This is a genomic window from Salinibacter pepae (genome assembly GCF_947077775.1).
Lineage (GTDB): Bacteria > Bacteroidota > Rhodothermia > Rhodothermales > Salinibacteraceae > Salinibacter > Salinibacter pepae.
Map to the genome: position 1 here is coordinate 147,693 of NZ_CAMTTE010000001.1, position 24,456 is coordinate 172,148.

The 24,456-nt window shown below is 68.7% G+C and carries 16 protein-coding genes; 9 read left to right on the forward strand and 7 right to left on the reverse strand.

What is annotated here, in order from left to right; all coding sequences use genetic code 11:
• Window positions 1-153 precede the first annotated feature (153 nt).
• Together OJA40_RS00645 and OJA40_RS00650 are read left to right on the forward strand one after the other, a co-directional pair.
• A complete protein-coding gene (locus tag OJA40_RS00645) occupies window positions 154-1,365 on the forward strand; it encodes a hypothetical protein (RefSeq protein WP_208426106.1) in 1,212 nt (403 codons plus the stop codon).
• Window positions 1,366-1,590: 225 nt separating this feature from the next.
• Window positions 1,591-3,165, forward strand: coding sequence for a glycerol-3-phosphate dehydrogenase/oxidase (locus OJA40_RS00650; RefSeq protein WP_208426105.1), 1,575 nt, complete (start codon window positions 1,591-1,593; stop codon window positions 3,163-3,165).
• Window positions 3,166-3,246: 81 nt separating this feature from the next.
• On the opposite strand, the gene OJA40_RS00655 is transcribed toward OJA40_RS00650, so the two are convergent.
• A complete protein-coding gene (locus tag OJA40_RS00655; RefSeq protein ID WP_208426104.1) occupies window positions 3,247-5,187 on the reverse strand; it encodes a methyl-accepting chemotaxis protein in 1,941 nt (646 codons plus the stop codon).
• A 452-nt stretch (window positions 5,188-5,639) separates the two neighbouring features.
• Window positions 5,640-6,401: a 23S rRNA (guanosine(2251)-2'-O)-methyltransferase RlmB gene (gene rlmB, locus OJA40_RS00660; protein ID WP_208426103.1), complete on the reverse strand. Its 762-nt coding sequence runs from the start codon at window positions 6,399-6,401 to the stop codon at window positions 5,640-5,642.
• A 219-nt stretch (window positions 6,402-6,620) separates the two neighbouring features.
• On the opposite strand from rlmB, the gene OJA40_RS00665 reads away from it, so the two are divergent.
• The 3 genes from OJA40_RS00665 to OJA40_RS00675 are packed head-to-tail and all read left to right on the forward strand — an operon-like array spanning window position 6,621 to window position 11,723.
• Window positions 6,621-7,922 carry an acetyl-CoA C-acyltransferase gene (locus OJA40_RS00665; protein ID WP_208426102.1) on the forward strand — a complete coding sequence of 434 codons (1,302 nt, stop codon included), beginning with the start codon at window positions 6,621-6,623 and terminating at the stop codon, window positions 7,920-7,922.
• Between the two features lie 47 nt (window positions 7,923-7,969).
• Window positions 7,970-10,129 (forward strand): 3-hydroxyacyl-CoA dehydrogenase NAD-binding domain-containing protein, encoded by a 2,160-nt coding sequence (locus tag OJA40_RS00670; RefSeq protein ID WP_208426101.1) that lies wholly within the window; start codon window positions 7,970-7,972, stop codon window positions 10,127-10,129.
• Window positions 10,130-10,133: 4 nt separating this feature from the next.
• Window positions 10,134-11,723 carry a bifunctional aminoglycoside phosphotransferase/ATP-binding protein gene (locus OJA40_RS00675; protein ID WP_208426100.1) on the forward strand — a complete coding sequence of 530 codons (1,590 nt, stop codon included), beginning with the start codon at window positions 10,134-10,136 and terminating at the stop codon, window positions 11,721-11,723.
• A 35-nt stretch (window positions 11,724-11,758) separates the two neighbouring features.
• On the opposite strand, the gene pncA is transcribed toward OJA40_RS00675, so the two are convergent.
• Entirely contained in the window at window positions 11,759-12,385 is a 627-nt protein-coding gene (gene pncA, locus OJA40_RS00680) for a bifunctional nicotinamidase/pyrazinamidase (protein ID WP_208426099.1), read from the reverse strand.
• Between the two features lie 178 nt (window positions 12,386-12,563).
• Between pncA and OJA40_RS00685 the strand changes: the two genes are divergently transcribed.
• Window positions 12,564-14,018, forward strand: a complete 1,455-nt coding sequence (locus OJA40_RS00685; RefSeq protein ID WP_208426098.1) for an aldehyde dehydrogenase family protein — start codon at window positions 12,564-12,566, stop codon at window positions 14,016-14,018.
• Between the two features lie 92 nt (window positions 14,019-14,110).
• Window positions 14,111-16,063, forward strand: coding sequence for a protein kinase domain-containing protein (locus OJA40_RS00690; RefSeq protein WP_208426097.1), 1,953 nt, complete (start codon window positions 14,111-14,113; stop codon window positions 16,061-16,063).
• 19 nt (window positions 16,064-16,082) lie between these two features.
• On the opposite strand, the gene OJA40_RS00695 is transcribed toward OJA40_RS00690, so the two are convergent.
• The 3 genes from OJA40_RS00695 to OJA40_RS00705 all read right to left on the reverse strand — a co-directional run bounded on the left by OJA40_RS00695 (window position 16,083) and on the right by OJA40_RS00705 (window position 20,463).
• Window positions 16,083-18,098: a T9SS type A sorting domain-containing protein gene (locus OJA40_RS00695; protein ID WP_208426096.1), complete on the reverse strand. Its 2,016-nt coding sequence runs from the start codon at window positions 18,096-18,098 to the stop codon at window positions 16,083-16,085.
• 47 nt (window positions 18,099-18,145) lie between these two features.
• Entirely contained in the window at window positions 18,146-18,682 is a 537-nt protein-coding gene (locus tag OJA40_RS00700) for a hypothetical protein (protein WP_263809812.1), read from the reverse strand.
• 185 nt (window positions 18,683-18,867) lie between these two features.
• Complete coding sequence (locus OJA40_RS00705; RefSeq protein ID WP_263809813.1) at window positions 18,868-20,463, reverse strand: hypothetical protein; 1,596 nt, start codon at window positions 20,461-20,463, stop codon at window positions 18,868-18,870.
• A gap of 367 nt (window positions 20,464-20,830) precedes the next feature.
• Here OJA40_RS00705 and OJA40_RS00710 point away from each other — a divergent pair, with 367 nt between their 5' ends.
• Together OJA40_RS00710 and OJA40_RS00715 are read left to right on the forward strand one after the other, a co-directional pair.
• Complete coding sequence (locus OJA40_RS00710; RefSeq protein ID WP_263809814.1) at window positions 20,831-22,168, forward strand: sensor histidine kinase; 1,338 nt, start codon at window positions 20,831-20,833, stop codon at window positions 22,166-22,168.
• A gap of 3 nt (window positions 22,169-22,171) precedes the next feature.
• Window positions 22,172-23,851, forward strand: coding sequence for a sigma 54-interacting transcriptional regulator (locus OJA40_RS00715; RefSeq protein ID WP_208426093.1), 1,680 nt, complete (start codon window positions 22,172-22,174; stop codon window positions 23,849-23,851).
• Between the two features lie 28 nt (window positions 23,852-23,879).
• Here the strand turns inward: OJA40_RS00715 and OJA40_RS00720 are convergent, their stop codons facing one another.
• Window positions 23,880-24,434 (reverse strand): hypothetical protein, encoded by a 555-nt coding sequence (locus OJA40_RS00720; RefSeq protein ID WP_208426092.1) that lies wholly within the window; start codon window positions 24,432-24,434, stop codon window positions 23,880-23,882.
• Window positions 24,435-24,456: the final 22 nt, after the last annotated feature.

Sequence of the window (24,456 nt, forward strand, 5' to 3'; positions counted from 1 at the left end):
CACCACGACGAGCATTTCGACGCGCCTCTCCGGGCGTCGGTATCGGTTCTTTTTGGAGAGGCCAACAGCAGGGTCGGGCGACTGGGGTCCCCGTCGGTGGGGACCTTGTCTACGCCCGTTTTCACGAACAACGACCAACCCACAACACCTCTTATGTCTCAATTTACGATTTCAAGGACCTCAAACGCTTTTTTTCAATGGCTGACCGCCGGCGCCTTTGCCCTTCTGCTTCTCGTGGCAACGGCGGTGCCGGCCCAGGCGCAGATGGAGGACGGCGAGCTGCCGGAGATTGACTTCGCGGTCAACCTGATGCAGTCCGCTCAGTCCATTTCCGTGGATGGCTTTCCTGGAGCGGTGACCGGGTTTCATCGTGCTCGTGCTGGCCTGAATGCCAGCGTCCAGTTCTCAGAAAATGTGAGCGGCCTGCTGATGCTGGAGCAAGAGCCAAATGATTTTGGCGGCCAGTTTGGGCTTGGGCCGTCGGTTGACTTCATGGTGATGAACATGCAGGTCAGTGAAGGACTGACCGTTCAAGCGGGTACACCCGTTACTGGCCTCATGCACTTCCGCGGCTTCTCAGATGGCCCCGTGGTTCAGGGAAACCCTCTCATCGGAAACTCACCGGCCGACATCATCACTGCCGGTCAGGGCGTGAAGTTGATTGGATCGTACGGAGGGTTCGGGTTCGACCTGACCGCGGCGAAGACCTTTGGAGAGAACCTGACCACGTTGGGTGAAGGCTCCACCGGTGTGTGGTTGATTGGAAATGCCACGTACGCTGTCTCCGACGTGCTGCAGGTCGGGGCTGGCCTTGCGGGCGCAACGGGCCAGGAGACCATGGACTTTGCCCGAGGCGACCGTGAGAACATCAACCTGAACCCCGAACAGCAGAACCCCAGTGGGGGCTTTATTGACCAGTCCAAAAATACCCACGCGGCCCTTCCGAATGGCGGATGGATCACGCAGGTGGACGCCAAGATCACTCCGAGCCCCCTGGACATTGACCTTTGGGGCGGCTACGCACAAGACAGCGAGGTGGACGGCACGAATGATGCTGCCGCGGCCTTTGGTGGTCTCGGTGCGAAAGTCGACATCACGGAAAGCTTCTACCTCGCCGGTCGCTTTGTGATCGTCAGTGACCAGGGCGACGCCATCGACAATGCCTCCGGTGACCCGGACGGCAACCTTACCCGTTTCGAGGGAGGAATTGGGGTGCAACTTTACGACCACGCCCTCCTGAAGGTGTCCGGTGTCACGCAGAGCCACGGGGATAGCTTCAGTGCCGCTCAGGGAACGCCCGTCACCCGCCCGGCGCCGGCCGACAGCTTTGCTGGCGTCCTGACGGAGCTCTCCTTCAGCTTTTAACGGCGTGCAGTAGGTACATCAGTGAGCGTGCTGAGTACGATGTAGGAGCTCAGTCGGCCTGGGGCCGCCACCTGCCGGTGGGGGCCCCAGCGCGTTCACGCCCCTTTTCGGCTCGGGTGCGCCCGGGCCCTTCCCCGTCGCGGGGCCGTTCCGCCGAACCGTTTTCCGGTGGCGGCGGCCGCCCGGACCGGACTCGTTTACTCTGTTGGTTTTGCAATTGATCTCATGGACCGCACACAAGGCATCGAGGCACTCGAATCCCGACAGACGCCCTGGGACTTCGTCATCATTGGCGGCGGGGCCACCGGGCTCGGCTGCGCCGTGGACGCCGCGGCACGGGGCTACGACACCCTCCTGCTCGAGATGCACGACTTCGCGAAGGCGACCTCCAGCCGCTCGACGAAGCTCGTGCACGGCGGCGTCCGGTACCTGGAGCAGGGCAACGTGTCCCTCGTCTTCGAGGCGCTGAAGGAGCGGGAGCGGCTTCAGGACAACGCTCCCCACCTCGTGAGCAACCTCCCCTTCGTCGTGCCGAGCTACAAGTGGTGGGAGGCCCCCTACTACGGGATCGGGATGAAGGTGTACGACCTGCTCGCGGGCAGCCAAAACTTTGGCCGGTCGCAGTACCTGAACCGACACCAGACGGTGGAGCGCCTCCCCACCGTGGAGACCGACGGCCTGCGCGGCGGGATTCTGTACTTCGACGGGCAGTTCGACGACACCCGGCTGGCCGTCAACATGGCCCAGACGGCCGACGAGCAGGGCGGCGTGCTGCTCAACTACATGAAGGTGACGGACCTCAAAAAGACGAACGGGGCCGTGGACGGCGTGGTGGCCGAGTGCCAGGAGACCGGCGCCACGTTCGAGATCGAGGCCCGGTCGGTGATCAACGCCACCGGCATCTTCACCGACACGATCCGCCAGATGGACGACCCGTCGGCCGGCACCACCCTCCGGCCCAGCCGCGGAACCCACATCGTCCTGGACAAGTCGTTCCTGCCGGGCGACAGCGCGATCATGGTGCCGAAAACGGACGACGGCCGCGTCCTCTTTGCCATCCCGTGGCACGACCGGGTCGTCGTCGGCACGACCGAAGCGGAGGTCGACGAGGTGAGCATGGAGCCCACACCTGGGCACGAGGAGTTGAACTTCCTCCTCACCCACGCCCAGCGGTACCTCGCCAAGGACCCGGGGCCGGAGGACGTGCGAAGCGTTTATGCCGGCATTCGTCCCCTAGTGGCCCCCCCTGGAAGCAACGGGGACACCTCGGACATCTCGCGCGAGCACCAGCTGAACGTGTCCGACAGCGGCCTCGTCACCATTTCGGGGGGCAAGTGGACCACCTACCGCAAGATGGCGGAGGACACCGTCGACCGGGCGGCCCGCCACGCGGAGCTTGCCCGGCGGCCCTCCCAGACGGGCGACCTCCGCCTGCACGGCTGGCACCAAAACCCGGAGCAGTTTGGCGACCTCGCCCTCTATGGCGCCGACGCCGAAGCGCTGGACAACCTGATGGAGGAGCACCCCGACCTCCGAAAGCCGCTCGACGAGCGGCTGCCCATCCGGGCCGGACAGGTGGTGTGGGCCGCCCGGCACGAGATGGCCCGGACGGTAGAGGACGTCCTGGCCCGCCGCACCCGATGCCTCCTGCTCGACGCGCAGGCGAGCATCGACGCGGCGCCCCGGGTCGCCGCGTTGATGGCCGAAGAACGGGACCTGCCCCCCTCCTGGGTCGACGATCAGGTCGAGGCCTTCACCGAGGTGGCCCGCAACTACCTGATGCCGTCCATCCCCGCGTAGGAGACCGGCGTCACGTACGGGACGGAAGGCGGCCGGCCCTGCGCGCGGGACAGTTCGCCGGGCCCGTCCTCTCGCCTTCCACTATCCCGTCATGGCTCCGTCTCCCGCCACCTCTGAACTTCCCGGCCCACCCGGGCTCTGGGCCGAGCGGCCGTTGGTCCGGTCGGAATCCGGGGCCCCCTCCCCCGCGGCGGAGGCCGTCTCGGCCGCTGCGGGGCGGGTCCGATCCAGGGCAAACTGACGGACCCGGGCTTCCAGGTTCTCGGTGACGCGGTCCAGGGTCGTCGCGATGTCGGACACCTCCGTCACGCCCGCCGCCGACTCCTGGGCGGCCGTCGAGATCGACTGCACGCTCCGGGCGATCTCTTGGCTGGTGGTGGACTGCTCCTCGGAGGCGGCCGCAATCTCGTCGGCCTTCGCCTCCACCTCCTCGATCGAGGCGACGATCTGGCGGAGCGCCTCGCTCGCCTTCTCCGACAGCTCGATGCCCTCCTCGGCGTTGCGACTGCTCTGCTGGGCCGCCTCCACGGCCTGGTCGATCTCCAACTGCACCTCACCGATGATGTCGGCGATCTCGGAGGTGGCCTGGTCGGTCTCGTCCGCAAGCTCCCGCACCTCCTCGGCCACCACGGCGAACCCTTGGCCCGTCTCGGACCCGGTGCCGTCCCCGCCGGCTCGGGCCGCCTCAATCGCCGCGTTCAGCGCCAACAGGTTGGTCTGATTCGCGATCTCGTCGATGGTCTCGACGACCTGGCTGATTTCCTCACTGGAGGCCTGAAGGCGGTCAATGGTGTCGGCGGTGCCCTGCACTTCCCGGGCGATGTCCTTCATCTTGCCGGTCGCCTCCGAGACCACCGCCTGCCCCTCGCGCGCCTCCCGGCCCCCGTCCTGGGCGGACTGGGCCACGGACTGGACGCTGCGCGCATTTTCGTTGATCGTTGTGTTGAGCTCCTCCACCGCCGCGGCCACCTCCTCGGCCTGCGCGGACTGCTCCTCGGCACTGGCGGCCATCTGGTCGGACGACGTGCTAATTTCGTCGGCGGACCTGTTGGCCCTGCTCGTCGCGCTCATCACCTCCTGCAGGGTCGACCGGATCGACGCGACCGCGCCCTCCAGTTTCGTGCGGAGTTGGCCGGTCATTTCGGCGGCCTGCTCCGTGTTCTCGTTCGGGGTCGTCGGGGCCTCGCCGGCGAACGACACAGTCAGGTCGCCGTCTTCGAGCCGTTCGAGGCGGCCGTCCAGGTCCTCAATCTCCAGGCGAAGGAAGCTGTTCACCTCCTCGGCGGTCTCTGCCAAGCGAGACGCTTCCTCCCGTTTCTCCTCGGCCTCCTCCTGCGCCGCCTCAAGATCAGCGAGGAGCGTCTCGAGCTCCTCATTCTGCGCCTCGTTTTCGAGCTCGGTCCGGGCCCGGTTGCGCTGGGCCCGAATGGCCTGCAGGCACCCGAGCGTTAGGAAGCCGACCTCGAAAATCACCCAGGCGCTGTGCTCCGCCGCCATCCAGGGCGCCGAATGGGTCACCCCAAACATCGACATCGGCCAGAAAATCCCGCGGGCAAAGTGGTCGATGGCCGTCACGGCCGCCGCGGACACCAGCACGCCCCAGTCGTAGTACAGCGCCAGAAAGGCCAGGGACACGAAGATGTGGAAGTGCATCGAGATGCGTCCCGCCACGAGGTAGATCAGCAGGCCCGACATCAGGAGCTGTGCGGCCCCCACGCCGTGACGGGTGAGCGTCGCCTCCGGCTTAAAGTAGGCCGCGGCCGCCGCCGGAATGGAAATGAGCCCCCCCACGAGGGCGGCGGTGAGCACGTACCCGCCAACCGCACTCTCCGCCCCGGCCCACGCTCCGGCGGAGGCGACACGGGCCAGAACGATTGCCAGGATCCACTGGACTGCCAAAAGCCCGGCAAATTTCCGGCTGGTGGCCCGCCATCCTGCGCGGAGGTACTTCAACGTTCGCTCCTGGAGGGCCTGATCGGCGATGGTCGGGCCCGTTTCCTTCTGTGCGGCTCGGTGTTGCATAATGGTTGGGACGCCCGCATCGGGGACGGTCCGTCGACCCCCCTATAGCCTCAGAGACTCGGCGGGACAATCCGGGGCGTCGTTGTTTGGCGGGGAGTGCGTGCGACAGAGTGGTTTTGATGCTTTCAGCATTTGTTATCGGCCGTTCACTTCGTATTTATTGCGGCAAGGCCACGCGTTACAAGAGTGTCACTTTCACGAGCGCGCGCGTCTTCGGCCGCACTGGTGCACGGGAGCCCATCTACAGACGGCCCGGAGAGGCAGCGCCGGATCCCGTCGTTAGCCGCCATGAATGCACCTCAGGTTCTCTCTCGCCTCCGCCAAAAATAAAAAACGCCCGCTCCGGAGACGGGACGGGCGTTGAGCAGGTCCACGTCGGATGGTCGCGCGGTGTTAGCGGAGGGAGTGCCCTCCGGAGGCCCCTCCCTCCCTTCGGTGAAGCCTTGCCCCCGCTACGTCCGCGACCGGGCGGCCTCGAAGACGAGCAGGCCCGTCGCCACGGAGACGTTGAGCGACTCCGCCGGGCCGCGCATGGGAATGGAAAGGAGCTCGTCGCACGCCTCCGCCACCTCGGGCGCCAGGCCCGTCCCTTCGCTCCCCAGGACCACCGCCACGGGCCGGTCCCAGTCGGCGTCCCAGAGCGGGGTCTCGGCGGTGCCCTCCGCGCCGTAGACGAAGTAGCCCCGCTCCTTGAGCTGGGTCAGCACGCGGGGCAGGTCGTCGGTCCGCGCGATCGGAATCCGGGGCGCCGTGCCGGCGCTCGCCTTTATCGCGGCGGCGTTCAACGGGGCCATCTCGCGGGACGGCACAATGACGCCGTCGGTCCCGGCCGCCACCGCACTCCGCAGCATCGCGCCGAAGTTACGAGGGTCCGTCACCCGGTCGACGACGAGGAGCGTCGGCTGGGCGGCCTGCACCGCGTCCCAGGTGGGCGCGATGTCGGAGAGCATTGCGTCCACCTCCCGGTACCGGATGGGGGCCGTAATGGCCACGACGCCCTGATGCGTGGCCCCGTCGGACTCGTGCCGCAGCCGGGCCTCGGGGACGTACTGGACCGGGGTCCCGCGGTCGTCGGCGATCGACCGAATGGCCCCGATCTGGGCGCCGCTCACGTCCTGCTTCAGCATCACCTTTTCGATGCCGAGGTCGTCCCGCTTCAGGGCCTCCAGAACGGGACCGCGGCCGATGAGGGTAGAGGTGTCTGACGGGCTCATGTTCGGGTCGGGAACGGGTGGTGCGGGAAGACAGGTGAAACGAGACGAGCCCCCCGCCAGGCTCCACTCCCCGACACGCAACAGCGGCCACAGAACGTAGTTCGGGCTCTGCTCGACTCTTCGGTGTGTTTTCGCGTCGGGCCGAACGGGGCTCCCGGCTGCTCGTATGGCTATCCCCTCGTCTCCCAACACCTCAGCTCTTCCCAACACCTCAGCTCAATGCCTGTCTCCTCCCCCGGCCGCACCGCGGTCTTCGTCGACGGCTGTCGGCTTCCGTTCCAGCGGGCCGGCACCGGGTACGCCGACCTGATGGCCTACGACATGGGCCGCATGGTCCTGCGGCACCTCCTCACCCGGACCGGCCTGCCCCCCGACCGGGTGGAGCGGGTCGTGATGGGCACGGTGGTGCAGGACGTCAACACGAGCAACGTGGCCCGGGAGTCGGCCCTCGCCGCCGGCATTCCGAACCACGTGCCCGCCTTCACGGTGACGATGGCCTGCATCTCCAGCAACCAGGCCGTCACCAGTGGCGTCGACCTCCTGCGCACCGGACAGGCGGACGTTATGATCGCGGGCGGCACCGAAACCCTGAGCGACCCGCCCGTCCGGCTGAAGCGCCCCGTCCGGAAGCGGCTCTTTCAGGCCCGCAAGGCCAAGAGCACGGGCGACTACCTGGACCTGCTGGACGGCCTCAGCCCCGGCGACCTCCTGCCCGAAACGCCGGCCATCGCCGAGTTCTCGACCGGCGAGGTGATGGGCGAGAGCGCCGACCGGCTCGCCGCGATGTTCGGCATCTCGCGCGAGGACCAGGACCGGTTCGCCCTCCGCTCGCACAAGCGGGCCGCCGCCGCCCGGGACGACGGGCGCCTCGACGAGGAACTCGTTCCCGCTACCGTTCCCCCCGACTTCGACCCAATCACGACCGACAACGTGATCCGGGACGACACGTCATTGGAGCAGCTCCATGACCTGCCGCCCGCATTCGTCGAGCCCTTCGGGACCATCACCGCCGGCAGCTCGTCGGCCCTCACCGACGGCGCTTCGGCGACGCTGCTGATGGCGGAGGAGGTGGCCGAAGCCGAGGGCGTTGCGCCGCGCGCCGCCCTCCACACCTACACCTACGTCGCGCAGGACCCCGAGACCGAATTGCTCCTGGGCCCCGCGTACGCCATCCCCGAGGTGCTCGACGAGGCCGGCCTCACGCTCGACGACATCGACGTGATCGAGCTCCACGAGGCCTTTGCCGGCCAGGTGCTGGCGGTCCTCGAAGCGCTCCGCTCCGACACGTTCGCCGCGGAGCACCTGAACCGAACCGAGGCGGTCGGCGCGGTCGAGATGGATCGCCTCAACACGCGGGGCGGCTCCCTGTCGCTGGGGCACCCGTTTGGGGCGACCGGGGCGCGCCTCGTGATGAGCGCGGTGAACCGGCTTCACGACGAGGACGGCCGCTGGGCCCTCGTCTCGGCCTGCGCCGCCGGCGGCCAGGGCCACGCCCTCCTCCTTGAGCGGCGGCCCTCGTAGTCCGTCCCCAGCGCCCCCCTCCTTCTGTCTTCAACGCCCCCCAACCCATGCCGAACGCCCTCTCTGTGCCCACGGACCTCCTGACCCTGACGGTGGACGAGACCGGAGTGGCCACGCTCGAGCTCGATGCCCCCGACGCGTCGGTCAACAAGATCTCTTGGGACACCCTGAACGCCTTTTCCGACGCCCTGGACGTGGTTGAGACCCACGCCGACCTGTCCGGGCTGGTGATCGCCAGTGGCAAGCCGGACTCGTTCATCGTCGGGGCCGACCTGGCGATGCTGCAAACGTTCGAGATCCCGGCGGAGGCGCGGCGCCTGAGCCGCGAGGCCCACGCCCTCGGGGAACGGGTCCGAAGCCTCCCGGTCCCGACCGTGGCCGCCCTCCACGGCCCCGTGATGGGGGGCGGCCTGGAGCTGGCGCTCAACTGCGACTACCGCGTCGCCTCCACCGCCGACGCGACCAAGATGGCCCTGCCCGAGGTGCAGCTCGGCCTGCTGCCCGGCGGGGGCGGCACCCAGCTGCTGCCGCGCCTCGTGGGCGTGCAGCAGGCCCTCGGGCTCATGCTGACCGGCAAAAACACGTACCCGGACAAGGCGCGGCGCATCGGCCTGGTCGACGCCCTCATTCACCCGCCCGGCCTCCGCGATGCGGCGCGGCGGGCGGCCCGTGAACTGGCGGCGGGCACCCGCCCCGTCGAGCGTGCCGAGCAGTCCCTCGGGGACCGCCTGCTGGAGGGCAACCCCGTCAGCCGGCGCGTCATCTACCGGCAGGCCCGCACACGGACCGAACGCCGCACCCGGGGCAACTACCCCGCGCCGCCCCGCATCATCGACGCGGTGCGCACGGGGATGGAAGAGGGCCTCGGGCCCGGGCTCGACACGGAGCGGCAGCACTTCGGCGAGCTCGTGTTCACGCCCGAGTCGCAGGCCCTCGTGTCGATCTTCTTCGCCAAACGGGACGCGGAGACGAACCCGCAGCCCGAACAGGCGCGCCCGGTCGATACCGTGGGCGTGCTCGGGGCGGGCCTCATGGGGAGTGGCATCGCGCAGGTGTCGGCCCAGAATGGGCTCGACGTCGTGCTTACGGACCAGTCGCTGGCGCTCGCGGCCGAGGGGAAGAAGGCCATCTGGTCCGCGGTGGCCGAGCAGAAGGACAAGGGCATCATCAACACGTTCACGCGGGACCAGATTGTAGAGCGGGTCGCCCCCACCGCCGACTACGCGCCGCTCCGGGCGGCCGACGTCGTGATTGAGGCCGTGCCGGAGGACCTCTCGATCAAGCACGCGGTGCTGTCGGAGGTCGAGGCCGTAGTCGATCCGGATACGGTGTTGGCCTCCAACACGTCCGCCCTGCCCATCTCGACGATCGCCGAGGGCGTGGACGACCCGTCCCGCGTGCTCGGGATGCACTACTTCTCCCCCGTGCCCGACATTCCGCTCCTGGAGATCATCGTCACCGAGGACACCTCCGAGGAGGCCCTCGCCACCGCCTACGCCGCGGGGCTCGCGCAGGACAAGACCGTCATCGTGGTGAACGACGGCCCGGGCTTCTACACCACCCGCATCCTCGCCCTCTACATGAACGAGGCCCTGCTGCTCTTCGAGGCCGGGGCCGAGATCGAAGCGGTCGACGACGCGATGATGGACGCCGGGTTCCCGATGGGGCCGTTCGAGCTGTTCGACCTGGTGGGCCTGGACGTGGCGGCCAAGATTACGGACGTGATGGGCGAGGCCCTCTCCCCCGGCCGCGTCGACATCAGCGACCGGGCCGGCCGGCTCGCGGAGGCCGACCTGCTGGGTCAAAAGACCAATCTCGGCTTCTACGAGTACGACGCGGACGACGCCGCCGACGACAAGGACCCGCAGGGGGTCAACGACGCGGTGTACCGCCACAGCGAGGCTTCGACTCGGTCCACGCCCCCCGCCGGCGCGGTCCAGGACCGCCTGCTTCTCATGATGGTCAACGAGGCCGTCCGGTGCCTCGAAGACGGGGTGCTCCGCGCCCCCATCGACGGCGACCTCGGGGCCGTGTTCGGGCTCGGCTTTCCGCCGTTCCTCGGCGGGCCCTTCCGCCACGTCGACCGTGCAGGGGCCGCCTCCATCGTAGACACCCTCCAGCGCCTGGCCGACCGGCACGGCCCTCGCTTTGCCCCGGCCGACCGCCTCCAGACCCACGCCGCTCAGGACACCACCTTTCACCCGTAAGCGCATGGCGCCTTCCATCTCCGCCCTCAAGGACGCCCTCTCTGCTCCCGCCGCCTACCCGCACGACCCGGATCGGATTGATTTCGAGCAGACCCACATCTCCCTGGTCGCCCTCGTCCCGCCCCGGGTGTACAAGATCAAAAAGCCGGTCTCGCTGAAGTACCTCGATTTTTCGACCCTGGAGCGGCGGCGGCACTTCTGCGAGCAGGAGGTCCGCCTGAACCGCCGCCTCGCCCCCGACACGTACGAGGGGGTGGTGCCCATCGTCGACACCGCCGACGGCCTCCGCGTGGACGGCGATCCGAGCGCGGGGCCCGTCGTAGAGGTGGCCGTGGCGATGCGCTACCTGGACCCGGATCGGTTTCTCGAGGCACGATTGGCCCGCGGGGCGGCCTCGGCCGCCGACATCGACCGGGTGGTGCAGACGCTTTGCGCCTTCTACGCGTCACGCCCCTCGACGCCCGAGGTGGCCGAGGCGGGGCGGATCGACCGGCTGCGGGCGGTGACCGAGGGGAATTTCGCGGAGGCGGAGGGGCACGTCGGCCACCTGCTCTCGCGCCCAGCGCACGAGGCGCTCCGCTTCTACGCCGAGCGCTTCTACGACCAGCACGCCGCCCGCCTCCACCGACGCCGGGCCGGGGGATGCATCGTGGAGGGCCACGGCGACCTGCGGCTGGAGCACGTCCACCTCACCGACGACCGCGTCGTCATCTTCGACTGCGTGGAGTTCAACGACGAGTTTCGGCACCTCGACGTGGCGAACGACGTGGCCTTCCTGGCCATGGACCTCGACCGGAAGGGGCGTCCGGACCTGGCCCGCCGCTTCGTGGACCGGATGGCAGAGGGGTTGGACGATCCGGGCCTGCATGCGGTGATTCCCTTCTACAAGAGCCAGCGCGCTCAGGTGCGGGGGAAGGTGCACGGGCTGCGGGCCGCCGAGGAAGAGATCTCCGCCGCCGAGCAGGATCGCAGCCGCGCCCAGGCCCGCCACTACTACCAGTTGGCCCTCCGCTACGCCGTGGCGGGGGCCAGGCCGCTCGTGGTGGTGGTCATGGGCCGCCCCGGCACCGGCAAGAGCACGCAGGCCGAGGCGGTGGCCCGCGCCCTCGGGTGGCCCCACCTCGCCTCCGACCGCATCCGCAAGACCCACGCGGGCGTCCCGCTCCACGAACGGCCCGACGCCGCCACCCGCAAGCGCCTCTACGCCGACCGCACGACGGAGGCCACCTACGCCACGCTCCGCACCCGCGCCCTGGAGCGGGCCCGCCGCCACCAAAGCACGGTGCTCGACGCCACGTTCAGCCGCCCCGCGCAGCGGACCCGCCTCCGTGCTGCCCTCCGCGCCGCGGACGTGCCGCATGTCTTCGTGGAGGTCACGGCGCCCGACGACGAACTCAAACGGCGCCTGCGCCGACGCTCCGCCGAGGACGCCACGGCTTCTGACGCCCGGGCCACTGACTTCGAGATGCTCACGGACCGCTACGAGGCGCCCGATGCCCTGGAGGACCCGCGCCACGTCCGGGTCGGGACCGAAGGCGCCCCCGAGCAGACCACGCTCGACATCTTGAAGACGCTAATTCGGCTGACGAACTGAGGCAATCCGCAGCTGCTCAAAGGACTCGGCCGCAGTTACGCCGCGGCCAGGTCGAGCGCAGCTTCCGACGAGATGACCTGCACGCCCGCCTCGTTCATCTCGTCCCACGCCTGCGCCAGCGAGCCGTCCTGATCGATGCCACGGGTCGCGTCCTCGATCACGTACACGTCGAACCCCTCCTCGCGCCCGTCGACGGCCGACCACTTCACGCAGAAGTCCGTGGCCAGGCCGCACAGGTAGAGCGTGTCGATGCCCCGCCCGCGCAGGTAGCCCGTCAGGCCCGTCGGCGTTGTGCCGTCGTTTTCGTAGAAGGCCGAGTAGGAGTCGATCCCGGCCCGGAACCCCTTGCGGAGGATCAACTCCGACGGGGCGGTGTCGAGGTCCGGATGAAACGCGGCCCCCTCGGTGCCCTGCACGCAGTGGTCCGGCCACAGCACCTGCTCGCCGTAGTCCACCTCAATCACGTCCATCGGGGCGTGGTCCGGGTGCGACGAGGCGAACGACTGGTGCCCGGCCGGGTGCCAGTCCTGGGTCTGGATGACGTGGTCGAACCGGGCGGCCAGCGCATTCACGGTCGGGACGATCGTGTCCCCCTCCGGCACCGCCAGAGCGCCGCCGGGGCAAAAGTCGTTCTGAAGGTCGACGATGAGGAGTGCGTCCATGGAGGATGGAGCCGTATCAATTCAAGAGTGTCCGCCTGGAGGTGGTGGGAGCGGTAGGTTCCTAGCGGGGCCCACTCAAATCCCAGCCGGCCCGCATTGTTGCCGGCCCGTCCGCGGATCATGGCCCTCGGGAGACAGGTTCGACTCTTCCTCCCCCGAACGACTCCCGGTTCCCACAATGCCCGACTCCCTTTCCCCGCCCCCGGCCTCCGCCAGTGCCGACGAGATCGAACGCGTGTTTGCCGCCCAGCGGGCCCACGCCCCGGCGGTGCGGGCCGCGTCGGTCGACCGGCGCCGCGACAAGCTGCGGCGGCTCTGCGACGGCCTCCGGGCGCACCGGACCGACTTTCAGGACGCCATCCACGCCGACTTCCGGAAGGCACCGGCGGAGGTGGATCTGACAGAGATGAAGCCCCTGCTGGACGAGGCCCAGTTCGCGATCAACCGCCTCGACGACTGGATGGCCCCGGACCGGCGCAGCCACCCGGCCTTCTTTGCGGGCACCCGCTCGGAGATCCACTACGAGCCGAAGGGGGTCGCGCTGATTCTCGCCCCCTGGAACTACCCCCTCACGCTCACGCTCGGCCCGCTGATCGGCGCCCTCGCGGCGGGCAACTGCGTGACGCTGAAGCCTTCCGAGAAGACGCCCCACACGAACGTCGTCCTCAAAAAGCTGATCGGCGACCTGTACGAGGAGCGGGAGGTCGCCCTGCTGACCGGCGCGAAGGAGGTGGCACAGGGCCTCCTGGAGCAGCCGTACGACCACGTGTATTTCACCGGCAGCCCACGGGTCGGCCGGCTCGTGATGAAGGACGCAGCGGACCACCTGGCGTCCGTGACGCTGGAGCTCGGGGGCAAGTCGCCGGCGATCGTCGACGAGACCGCCGACCTCGACCTCGCGGCGGAGCGCATCGCCTGGTCGAAGTTCACAAACGCGGGGCAAACCTGCATCGCCCCGGACTACGTGCTCGTCGACGCCCCGGTGCACGACGCCCTGGTCGCCCGCCTCATCGACACCATAGAACACTTCTACGGCGCGACGGCGGCGATGCGACGGGGCAGCGACGACTACGCCCGCCTCATCGACGACGGCCACTGGGACCGCGTCGTGGGGCTCCTGGAGGAGGCCGTCGCGGACGGGGCCACCGTGGCCTTCGGCGGGCAGACCGACGCCGAGACCCGGTACGTGAGTCCCACGATCCTGACGGACGTGCCCCTGGACACCGCCGTCATGCAGGCCGAAATCTTCGGCCCCCTGCTGCCCATCATTCCGATCTCGTCGCTGAACCAGGCGGTGGGTATCGTCAACGATCGGCCCAATCCGCTGTCGATGTACCTCTTCAGCGAACGCGACGCGATGGTCGACACCGTTCTGGGGCGCACCACGGCCGGAAGCACATGCATCAACGAGGGCTTCTTCCACTACGCCAACCCCGACCTCCCCTTCGGCGGGGCCGGGCACAGCGGCATCGGACGGGGGCACGGCGAGGCCGGCTTTCGGGCCTTCTCGAACGCGCGTTCGGTCCTGCGGCGCCGGTACGGGGCGTCGCTCGTGCAGGCCGTCCTTCCCCCCTTCACGGATCGCAAAGAGAGCTTCTTGGCGGCCCTGCTCCGGTACTTCTCCGGGCCCTAAAGGGCCTTTCGCTCAGCGGGGAAGCGGCGATCGATTCTCCCGTGGGGCCGTATGGATGAGTGTCTCTCGACCCCTTCCCTCTTCACCACCTCATGCCTGACGCCGGCGACATCCTGGACGGCTACCGCCTGGACGCGGTCATTGGCCGGGGCGGCATGGGCACCGTGTACCGGGCCACAGACCAGGCCCTCGAAAAAACCGTCGCCCTCAAGGTCATCGCGCCCCACCTGGCCGACGACGACACCTTCGTGCGCCGGTTCCGGGAGGAGGCCAAGGCACTGGCCCGCCTGGATGCGGACGGCATTGTCGACGTGTACACCCTCCGCGAGACGGAGGAGGCCCTGTTTTTTGTAATGGAGCACGTCGAGGGCCCTTCGCTGGAGACCGTGTTGCGGCGGCGGGGCCACCTGGAGCCCCCGCAGGCCCTGTCGCTCCTCCGACAGGTGCTGACCGCCGTGGGGCACGCCCACGCCTCGGGGGTGCTGCACCGCGACCTCAAGCCCAGCAACGTCCTCATTGACGCCGACGGGCAGGCGGTGATCACGGACTTCGGGCTGGCCAAAATTCTGGCGTCCGACGCCGACCTGACGGCGACGCACGACCAGCTCGGCACCGTCGCGTACATGTCGCCGGAGCAGGTGAAAGGCCTCCAGAATGTGGACGCGGCCAGCGACCTCTTCGCCGTCGGCCTCATCGCCTACGAGGGGCTGACCGGACGGCTCCCCTTCGATCGATCCGGGAGTGACTTCGTCGTCCAACGGGCGATCGTGGACGCCTCGTTTCCGCCCCCGTCCACCCACGCGCCGGCGGTGCCCCCGGCGGTGGAACAGGTGGTGCTCGACCTGTTGTCGAAAGACCCGGCCGCTCGCCCGCCCGATGCCCGGGCCGCCCTGGACCGGCTTCCCACCCCGGAGGCCGCAGACGAGGAGCCGCTCCTCACGCCGGATGCCCCCCCCTCCCCCGACGCCGGCTTCACGCCCTGGCAGTGGGCCGGCCTGGCGGCAGGGACCCTCCTGGTGCTGATGGGCACCTACGCCGGGGTGCGGGCCACCCTCGGCCTCCCGGTTCTCTCCGCCGCGGGCCCGGCGCCCCCAGAAACGACCCGGACGGCGGCGGGCACGGCCGGCCCTTCCGCAGAAGGGCAGACGAGGCCGCCGGTGGCGGACGACGCAGGGCTCTCCGCTCGCGAGGAGGAAGGGTCCGCGGCAGGGTCGTCACCGCCCGCCGATGCATCGCCCGACGACGAAGCCCCATCGGATAAGCCGCCCCGCAGTGCGGACGCTTCATCGGAGGACGCCCCGCCCCCGGCCGCTTCGTCCGACGGCACGTCCAGAACAACAGCCCCCGCAGCGTCCGCCCCCGACGACGAGCCGTCCCCCTCGTCCGAACCGGCGACGGGGGCGATTACGGTCCGGTCGGCCCCGGACGGGGCGACCGTGCGCCTCAACGAACGGCCCATCGGGCGCACGCCGCTGACGATTGGGGACCTGGAGCCCGGCACGTATCGGCTCCTTCTGGACCGGGACGACCACCGCGCCCGGGAGGCGACCGTGTCCGTGGCGGGGGCCGACACCGCCGTCGTCTCGCCGACGCTTCTGCCGCGGCCCGCCGTGGTGCGGCTGGGCGCCCGTCCCGACGGCGAGGTGCGCATCGACGGGGCCTCACGCCCCCCCACAGCGGACGGGCTCGTCGTCGACTCGCTGTCCCCGGGCTCGCACACGGTCGTGTTCACGTCCGCTCTCGGCCGCTGGGAAATGGAGGTGACGCTCGACCCGGGAGAGACGTACGAGCGCACGATCGACTTCAGCGAGCGCGTCGAGAGCGCGGTCACCGCCCGCGCGCCGGACGGCACTCCGCTCCCCAACGCCACCGTCACGGTGGACGACGACACGGTCGGGTATACCCCGCAGCGCCTGATGCTGCGGGTGGGGGAGCGCACCATCCGCGTCGCGAAGGAGGGCCGCGCCCCGGCCAAACGCACGGTCCGGGTGGAGCCGGGCATGGACACGCCCCTCGTGTTTGAGCTCGCCCCGGAGCCCGACTGAGTCGCCCCGTTCCCCGCGGCTACTGCATGATGACGAGGCGGCGGGTCCGCGTGACGTCCCCGGCCTGCAGGCGAAGCAGGTAGGCGCCACTGGAAAGGGTGCCCCCGGTATCCTGGCGGGTCCAGGCGTAGGTGTGGGTGCCGGGGCCGACAGACTCGTCGTCGACGAGCGTGGCCACGCGCCGCCCCAGCAGGTCGTACAGCTCCAGGGTGGCTCGGGTGCGCTCGGGGACCCGGTACCGGAAGGTGGCGTGGCTGCGCACCGGGTGGGGCACGCTGGGCAGGAGCTCAACGCGCTCCGGCCGATCCGCATCTCGCCCCAGTCGGCGCTGGACCGCCGCGGCGGGGCCGACGAGGATTCGCAGGGGGCGGGCGTCGGTCGCCTCGGACGCCGGGAACTGGTACGTCGGCGTCTCCCGCAAATTTTGCGTCTGGTCCAGGACCGGGTCCACGAGCCACACCGACTGGTCGTCGGGCACCGACGAGATGCCCGAGGCATTTATGGTGACCAGGCCGGACACGTTGGTCCGCACCTCGGCCGTCCAGGTGCGGAGGCCGCCGCCCGTTGAGCGCATGTCGCGCCAGAGTCCCCTGTCCTGCGAGGGGGCCCGGAAGCGGAGGGAGACGTAATCGCCGATGGGCGGGGGCTCCCGGCCGTCCGCCGCCTCCACGCCGTCCGTGGCGCTGGGGGCCGTCCCGAACGTGTTCATCGGATCGCGTGCCTGCCCCACTCGGGCCGACAGGTCGACCGCCCACCGCGGGTCCGGGGCGCGGGCCGACGCGATAGAGGCGGACGCTTCCTCCGGGCTCGGGTCAACGACGAGCGTGCCGCCCTGCCCACCGGAGAGGTACACAAGGTAGCCCCGGTAGGGCTTAAGCGCACCGCCCGCCTGATTGACAAAATTGTTGCCGTTGTAGCCCAATACGTCCTGCAGGGACCCGGCCGTGTTCTCCACCCGAACTTGGCTCAGCGGCACGTCGAACGCAAACGGGTTGCCGATGAGGTTCCACCCCTCGTCCAGTGAAATCTCGTGGGGCTGGTTTATGGGAACCGACGTGCCGTCGAGCGAAGCCAGGGCCCCGCCATTCCGGCGGATAAACCACAACGCCCGGCCGGCACTCAGGGACGCCCCCTCCAACTCGTTTTGCTCTACGTAGCCGCCATCCGCCGTGAGGCCGCTGGCCCCAATTGAGAAGAGTCGCCACTCCGACGGGTCGTACGGGAGCAGCGGCTCGAATATGTTGGACAGTTCCGGCTCGTCCAGCTCAGTGGGAAACGACACGATTCGGTACGCACCGCTGGGCTGCTGAGGAGGAGTTACCTCTCCCTCGACCCGAATCGACGCCGGGCCGTCGGACGGGGCCTGTGCCAGGATCTCCTCTTCATCTCGGACCTCCACAACGTATTCGATGCCGCGGAGAGTGACGCGAGAGTCAAGAATGGTCCTCGTACGCTCCTCATTGCCCTCCATTTCTTTCTGGACGTACGTCGGCTCTCCGCCCTCTCGGGACCGAAGCAACACGTCTGCCCCGGACGGCAGGCTTCTTACATCCGCCGTCACGTCAACGGCCGTGCCTGCCTCAACCGGGTCGGGGGAGGCTGGCGGGGACGGCTCGGTGAGCTGAAGGAATAGCGGCGTGGCCGACGCCTGATTCGAGAGCGACGAAACCTGCGTCGCCGCGTCCCCACACGAAACAGGACGCTCTTCCGTCTCGACGACCTCGGCCGCCACCCGGTAGTAGTACTCCTGTCCCTCCGACAGACCAGTGTCGGTGTAGGTCGGAGGAGTCCCCTCGGTTGCTTCTATCCCCTCGATCCGTTTTTCAGACTGCTCCTCTGGGTCGGTGGAGGGGATCTCCGCCGTGTCCCGGTACAGCCCGTAGCACACCACCGTCTCGTCGTCTAGCCCCGTTGGGGCGTCCCAGGTCAACGTATTCTCCTGGTTCCCGGGAACGGCATCGAGGTTCTGGGGCGCCTGTGCCACAGCCCCAAGCGGAAGAAGGAGCCCAAGAAGGAGGAGCAACCGACTCGTCATCAAAGATTTGGAACTTGGCCCAAGGGCGTGCGACTCAACTGGCGGACCTACTCCGGCGGTTGGGGCGACGGCGGACGTGGAAGCTCGGCCCCATCGCCGGAGTCGCTCCCTCCGAGCAGGAGCACTGCGGCCGTGCCAAGGGCGGCGGCCGCCGCCCCGAGCGTCCACCGGAGCCAACGGCGGTTCTCGTCCTCTTTGGCCTCGGCCCGGGCCCGCCGCTGCGTCTTCGCCTGCTCCACGAGAGCGACAAAGTCGGGGCGGTCTTCCGATGGGTCCGGCATGAAGTCCGGGCGCAGGTCAAGCAGGCTTTCGACGGCCCGGCGGGCCGCCGCCTCGTCGTTCTGGCCGAGGCGAACGAAACTAAGCAGCCGGTACATGCGGGCCCGCACCGAGTCCGGGAGGGTCGGCTCCTGTGCACAGGGCCGAAGACGAGCCACGGCGACCTCGAATTCTGCGGCGTAGTAGGCCTTCTGCGCCTGTGCGAAGCGGGTGTCACAGGAGGTCGGCTTTTGAGCCTGGACCGCAGACGCGCTGCCCACAAGCAGCGCTCCCCCCACGATCAGCCAGCCCAAGGCAGGGAGCAAACCGATGCGGCACATGCATTCAGTTGAGGAAGCCGGGAAACACTTCGAACAAACCAGGGGGCTATACAGAACACTGGGGGGAGGGTTGCACTCCCCGCAGTGCAGATCTCTAGTGGCGCCTGGGGGCCTCTCCCCGGTCGCGAGCACTTCTTCGGGAGAGGCCGCATCCTTGACAACTTGTCTGCCTACTCGTCCCGATCGCCCGCCGCAGGGACGGTCCCCTCCAGGTACGAGCTGCCATTTCGTTGCACCGCGACGCGCTGACCACGCGGGTCGAAGTCGAGCGGGGGATGGCCCTCCTCCGACGGTCGGCGGAACTCGATCTCCGCCTCGCCCTCGTCGCCCGTCGCGTCCAGCTCACCGCGCGTCGTATCGGCGACCACGACGTCGTAGGTGCCCATCGTCAGGTCTTCAACCTCAACCTTGAACGCCGCCTTGTCGGCCTCCTTTTCAAACTCCACCTCGCCGGCGGCATCCAAGTCCGGACCGGTGTTGTTGAGGTCAATCTCGATCTCGACCTCTTCTTCGTCCTCCTCCTCTTCATCCTCCTCGTTTTCGTTTCCGTTGGTCGGAACGTCTGCTTCCAGATACGAGGTGCCCCCCTGCTGCACCTCCACACGCTGGCCCCGCGGGTCGAAGTCGAGCAGCGGGTGGCCCTCCTCCGACGGTCGGCGGAACTCGATCTCCGCCTCGTCCTCGTCGCCCGTCACGTCGAGCTCCCCGCGCGTCGTATCGGCGATGACGACGTCGTAGGTGCCCGTCGCCAGGTCTTCAACCGCCACCGTGAACGCCGCCTTGTCGGCTTCCTTTTCAAATTCCACTTCGCCGGAAGCGTCCGAGTCCGGACCGACGTTCTCCAGGGCCGTCTCAATTTCGATCTCGGTTTCGTCTTCTTCGTCTTCCTCTTCTTCTTCCTCATCGTCCCTCCCGTCTCGGTCATCGTCCTCGAAGCCCTCGATGGAGGATTCGATGTTCTCCTCGACACGGTCTTCGAAGGCACCCCCCTCCGTCACTCGTGCCGGGTTCACAAGGGTACTATCGGCGCGTCGAAACCAGGTGTCGACGTTGACCGAAAACGTGACGTTGTTGGTGTTGTCCGCAGTCACCTCCAAGGGCGGCTCAAACTCAATTTCGCGCTCGGCGTTGAGATCGCTCGTGTACGTGAAGTCCTGGGCCGCCCCGCCGGCCGGTGTGTAGCGTCCCTGAACCCGGATGCTCGCCTCCATCGGAAAGTCCGTCGCCTCCAGAAAATCGGGCGTGGAAGACTCGGCCTCGGGCTTGTGCACCTCAAACTCGACCTCGTCCCAGCGTCCGAGGGGCAGCGTCGTATCGACAACCACGGCGGGCGCATCTCCGTCCAGCGGAAGGGAGACGAGGACGGGGCCGGACTCGACTTCGGCGCAATCGCCGTCCTCCGCGTCGGGTCGATCCTCCGGCGAGCAGTTCTCGTCGCCGGTGGCACGGTCCAGCTCAATTTCACGGACAATCATCTGCACCCGGTCGAGCCGAAGCTCATTGCCGTCCGGATCGATGAGAGTACGCGGGCCCGATGCGGCCTTGCTGGCCGACGCGGTGCCACTGGACGGGGCGCCGGTGGACACGGTGCCGTCCGAAAACGCCATGGAGACGGGTGCACTGTCCTCAGCGCCATCCGGCCCCGCCACGGTGCTTCCGTCGCAGGCCGCGAGGCCCAGCACGAGCCCACCAAGGACCACAAGTCCGCCGAGGGGGCGCAGCACATCGAAAAGGGACTCGTCGGAATACAAGCAACGCAGAGACATAGGCAGAACCTTGACGTAATTGGCTGAATCGTGGAGCACGCTTTCGCAAGCGCGTTCTACGGCAAGATCAAGTCTCGCGCCACGTCGCTCTTTCTTTATTTTTGTTCACGAAAACCCCACAGAAAGAGTGATCTGGGGCGATACAGGGCAGGTGAGGTCGTGAATTTGTTCGGGACGGAGAGCGAATGTGTGTCGGCGGCGGGCGGGTTGTGTTTCACCAGTGTGTCTCGTGAGACACCTCGCTCGGGTGTATGGACGGTGCGTTCGTTTCTCTTGTCCCGGGTGCCGCTCGACCAGGATACGGGCGGACCAACCGTGCCGCAGATTGAATAGAATCGTCGCCGTTCAGTCCAACTCTTTCCCCGACATGTCGCTCCGGCGCAAGATTTTACTGATGGTGTTCGGACTCGCCCTCGGGGCCGTCGTCACGGGGGGCGTCGCGGGGCTGACCCTCTGGTATGTGCGGGTCGGGGCCGCCCCCTTCCTGGCGGAGGCGCCCCAGCTCGACGCCCTGCTCCGCCGGGGCCTCTGGCTCGTCGGCGGCGTGACGGGCGCCCTCGCGCTCGGGGCCGCGCTCGCCGGGCGGTGGCTGCTCGTGTCGTTCCGGCAGTCCCTCCAGGTCCTCCAGGACGCCGTGGAGCAGGTCCGCACCGGTCGCCTCGACGCCCAGGTCTCAGTCGACCCAGACGATGAGCTCCGGCGACTGGCCCAGGCCCTGAACCGGATGACCACCACGCTCAGTCAGCAGACCGTCTCGCGGAGCTACCTCCAGGCCGTGCTCGACTCCATGGCGGAGCTGCTGTTTGTGGTTGACGCCGACGGGCGCGTCCGTCGGGCCAACGCGGCGGCCGCACAGGCCCTCGGCCGCTCGGCATCGGCCCTGCGCGGAACGGCACTCGGCGATCACTTCGACGCCGACCCGTTGGCCTCCTTGGGGGAGGGGACGGTCGAATGCACCCTCACCCCCACGGACGGCCCCGAGCGGCCCGTGCTCGTCTCGCGGTCGGCCCTGGAGCGAGCGGACGCCACGCAGGGCACGCTCGTGTGCGTGGCGCAGGACATCTCGGAGCGGAAGGCCGCCGAGGAGAAGCTGCGGCGCTCCCTGGAGGAAAAAGAGGTTCTCCTCCGCGAGATTCATCACCGCGTCAAGAACAACCTGCAGGTCATTTCGAGCCTGCTGAACGCCCAGGCCCGCGACGTGGAGAGTCCTGCAGTCGAGGAGCGGTTCACGGAGACGCAGGACCGCATCCGCTCCATGGCGTCCATCCACGAGCAGCTCTACCAGACCGACGACCTGTCGCGAATCGAGTTCGACGCGTACCTGGAGGGCCTCCTGGATGACCTCTTCCGGTCGCACCGCACCGCCCCCATCGATCGCACCCTGGCGGCCGACGCCCAGCCGCTCTCCGTGGATCAGGCCATCCCCGCCGGCCTTATCGTGAACGAGCTCGTCACGAACGCCCTCGAGCATGCCTTTCCGGAGGGCCGGTCCGGCACCGTCGCCGTCACGTTCCGCGCCGACGGGGGCACCGCACGCCTCACCGTGGCGGACAATGGCCGCGGCGCGGACGGGCTCGGCGGAAACGGAAGCCTCGGGCTTCGGCTGGTCCGGGGGCTGACGCGCCAGCTTCGGGGCACCCTCTCCACCGACCTCGACGACGGGGTGACCGTCACGATCGCGTTCCCCACGAACCCATCCAGCTAGTCCATGTCGCGCCCCCCCCGCATCTTGATCGTAGAGGACGAGTTTGCCGTCGCCATGGAACTGGAGGATCACCTGGGGGCACTCGGCTACACCGTGGTGGACCACGTGATGACCGGCGCCGCGGCAATCGACCGGGCGGCAGGGGCCGATCTCGACCTGGTGCTGATGGACGTGCGTCTCGACGGCCCGATGGACGGCGTGGAGGCGGCCCGCACCATTCGGAAGGATCATCCCCTCCCCGTCGTCTTCGTGACCGCCTACAGCGACGACGAGACGCTTCAGCGGGCGACCGACACGACGCCGTTCGGCTACGTCGTGAAGCCGTTCAACGAGCGGGAGATCTACGCCGCGGTGGAGGTGGCGCTGCAGACCCACGCCCTGCAGCGCCGCGTGGAGCGGGCCCGCGACGACCTCCGGCAGCTCCTGAATGGGCTCCGCCAGGGCACGGCCCTCACCGACGGGACCGGGCGCCTCCGATTCCTAAGCGACCCGGCCGCCCGCCTGCTCGATGTCGCGTCCGAGGCCGCCACCGGCACGCCGTGGGCCGACCTCCTCCCCGTCGGCGACGAGGCCCTCGAGGCGCTCCAGTCCCGAATGGACGGCACGGCCGACGCCGACGAGCCCGTCACCGCTACCCTCTCCCACGACGACGGCCCGTCCTACCGCGTCGAGATCGACGTTCGCGACGACCCGCGCGACAGCGAGCGTCACATCCTGGTCTTCTACGACGTGACCGAGGTCCACGAGCTCCGGCGCATGCTCGACGACCGGGCCCGGTTCCACGACCTCGTGGGCAAGAGCGCCCCGATGCAGGACGCCTACGAGCAGATTCGGTCCGTCGCCGAGGTCAAAACCACGGTGCTCATCCAGGGCGAGACGGGCAGCGGGAAGGAACTCGCCGCCCGGGCCATCCACGACGAGAGCCCGCGGTCTGAGGGCCCGTTCGTCACCGTCAACTGCGCCGCCCTCAACCCCGACCTCGCCGGCAGCCGACTCTTCGGGCACCGGGCGGGCGCCTTTACGGGAGCGACCGAGGACCGGGAGGGGTACTTCGAGGCGGCCGACAGGGGCACGCTGTTCCTCGACGAGATTGGGGACGTCCCGCTCGACGTGCAGCGGCAGCTCCTGCGGGTGCTCGAAGAGGAGGCCGTTACGCGACTCGGGGAGACGGAGGCCCGCCCGGTCGACGTCCGCATCGTGGCCGCCACCCACCGAAGCCTAGACGAAGAGGTGGAGGCCGACCGGTTTCGTCAAGACCTGCTGTACCGGATTCGGATCGCCCGCGTGGCCCTCCCGCCCCTCCGCGAGCGCCGGTCGGACCTGCCCCTCCTGGTGCGCACCTTCCTTCGTGAAATCCGGGCCCGCACCGGGGCGGACGTCGACCGCGTCGGCGACGAGGCCCTCCGCCGCCTGCTCAACTACGACTGGCCGGGCAACGTGCGCGAGCTGAAAAATGCACTGGAGGCGGCCCTCATCCGCGCGTCCGGCGATGTGCTCCGGGCAGACGACCTTCCCCCCGAGATTCGGGAGGCGTCCCCCTCTGCCCGGTCGGCCCCCGAAGAGGCCGAGCGCATCCGGGCGGCCCTCGAGCAGACCGACGGCAACCGCACCGAGGCCGCCGAGCTGCTCGGCATCAGTCGGGCCACCCTGTACCGCCGCCTCGACGAGTACAACATCGAGTAGTCGAGACCGAGCAGGGACCCCGCCCGGGTTAGTCCTTGAGCGTCTCCAGGAGGCGCTCGAAGTCCGCCTCCGTCAGCTTCTGCTCGGCCCGCAGGCGCTCCAAGGCGTCCCGCACGGCCGCGACATCCGTCGTGTCCGGCTCCGCCGCGGGCGCGAAGTCGATGTCCCGCACCATCGCCGCGTCCAGAACATCGGCGACGTAGGACGCCGCCTTCGGCGTGCCCGAAAAGTCCATCGTCAGCTCGAAGGTGGCCCGCCCGCGGTTGACCGTGAGGGCCACTTCCTTGCCGCCCAGGCCGAACCAGCGGCTGTGCGCCTCAACCCCCACGAGATCCGGGTAGCGCACCGTCTGGGTCGCCTGCAGGTCGTTGTTCTGAAAGACGAACCGGTCGGGGGCAAAGACGGCCCCGTCGCCCCCCGTGCCGCTGAGGGTCGCGTCGTACAGCGCCAGCACCTCGCCCCGTTCTACCTCGGTCGCGTAGTCGGAGAGCGCGTTGTTGAGGCGCCCCGACGGCAGGTTCGGCGTCACGAAGAGCCCCATCTGCGGGGCGTGGGGGAGCCGGTCCCGGAGCAGCGCTTCCATCCGCGGCAAATGTGGATTGGAG

Excerpts from the sequence above, each read along its gene's own strand:
- OJA40_RS00645 (WP_208426106.1), top strand. The coding sequence starts at position 154 with ATGTCTCAATTTACGATTTCAAGGACCTCAAACGCTTTTTTTCAATGG.
- OJA40_RS00650 (WP_208426105.1), top strand. The coding sequence starts at position 1,591 with ATGGACCGCACACAAGGCATCGAGGCACTCGAATCCCGACAGACGCCC.
- OJA40_RS00655 (WP_208426104.1), bottom strand. The coding sequence starts at position 5,187 with ATGCAACACCGAGCCGCACAGAAGGAAACGGGCCCGACCATCGCCGAT.
- rlmB (WP_208426103.1), bottom strand. The coding sequence starts at position 6,401 with ATGAGCCCGTCAGACACCTCTACCCTCATCGGCCGCGGTCCCGTTCTG.
- OJA40_RS00665 (WP_208426102.1), top strand. The coding sequence starts at position 6,621 with ATGCCTGTCTCCTCCCCCGGCCGCACCGCGGTCTTCGTCGACGGCTGT.
- OJA40_RS00670 (WP_208426101.1), top strand. The coding sequence starts at position 7,970 with ATGCCGAACGCCCTCTCTGTGCCCACGGACCTCCTGACCCTGACGGTG.
- OJA40_RS00675 (WP_208426100.1), top strand. The coding sequence starts at position 10,134 with ATGGCGCCTTCCATCTCCGCCCTCAAGGACGCCCTCTCTGCTCCCGCC.
- pncA (WP_208426099.1), bottom strand. The coding sequence starts at position 12,385 with ATGGACGCACTCCTCATCGTCGACCTTCAGAACGACTTTTGCCCCGGC.
- OJA40_RS00685 (WP_208426098.1), top strand. The coding sequence starts at position 12,564 with ATGCCCGACTCCCTTTCCCCGCCCCCGGCCTCCGCCAGTGCCGACGAG.
- OJA40_RS00690 (WP_208426097.1), top strand. The coding sequence starts at position 14,111 with ATGCCTGACGCCGGCGACATCCTGGACGGCTACCGCCTGGACGCGGTC.
- OJA40_RS00695 (WP_208426096.1), bottom strand. The coding sequence starts at position 18,098 with ATGACGAGTCGGTTGCTCCTCCTTCTTGGGCTCCTTCTTCCGCTTGGG.
- OJA40_RS00705 (WP_263809813.1), bottom strand. The coding sequence starts at position 20,463 with ATGTCTCTGCGTTGCTTGTATTCCGACGAGTCCCTTTTCGATGTGCTG.
- OJA40_RS00710 (WP_263809814.1), top strand. The coding sequence starts at position 20,831 with ATGTCGCTCCGGCGCAAGATTTTACTGATGGTGTTCGGACTCGCCCTC.
- OJA40_RS00715 (WP_208426093.1), top strand. The coding sequence starts at position 22,172 with ATGTCGCGCCCCCCCCGCATCTTGATCGTAGAGGACGAGTTTGCCGTC.
- OJA40_RS00720 (WP_208426092.1), bottom strand. The coding sequence starts at position 24,434 with ATGGAAGCGCTGCTCCGGGACCGGCTCCCCCACGCCCCGCAGATGGGG.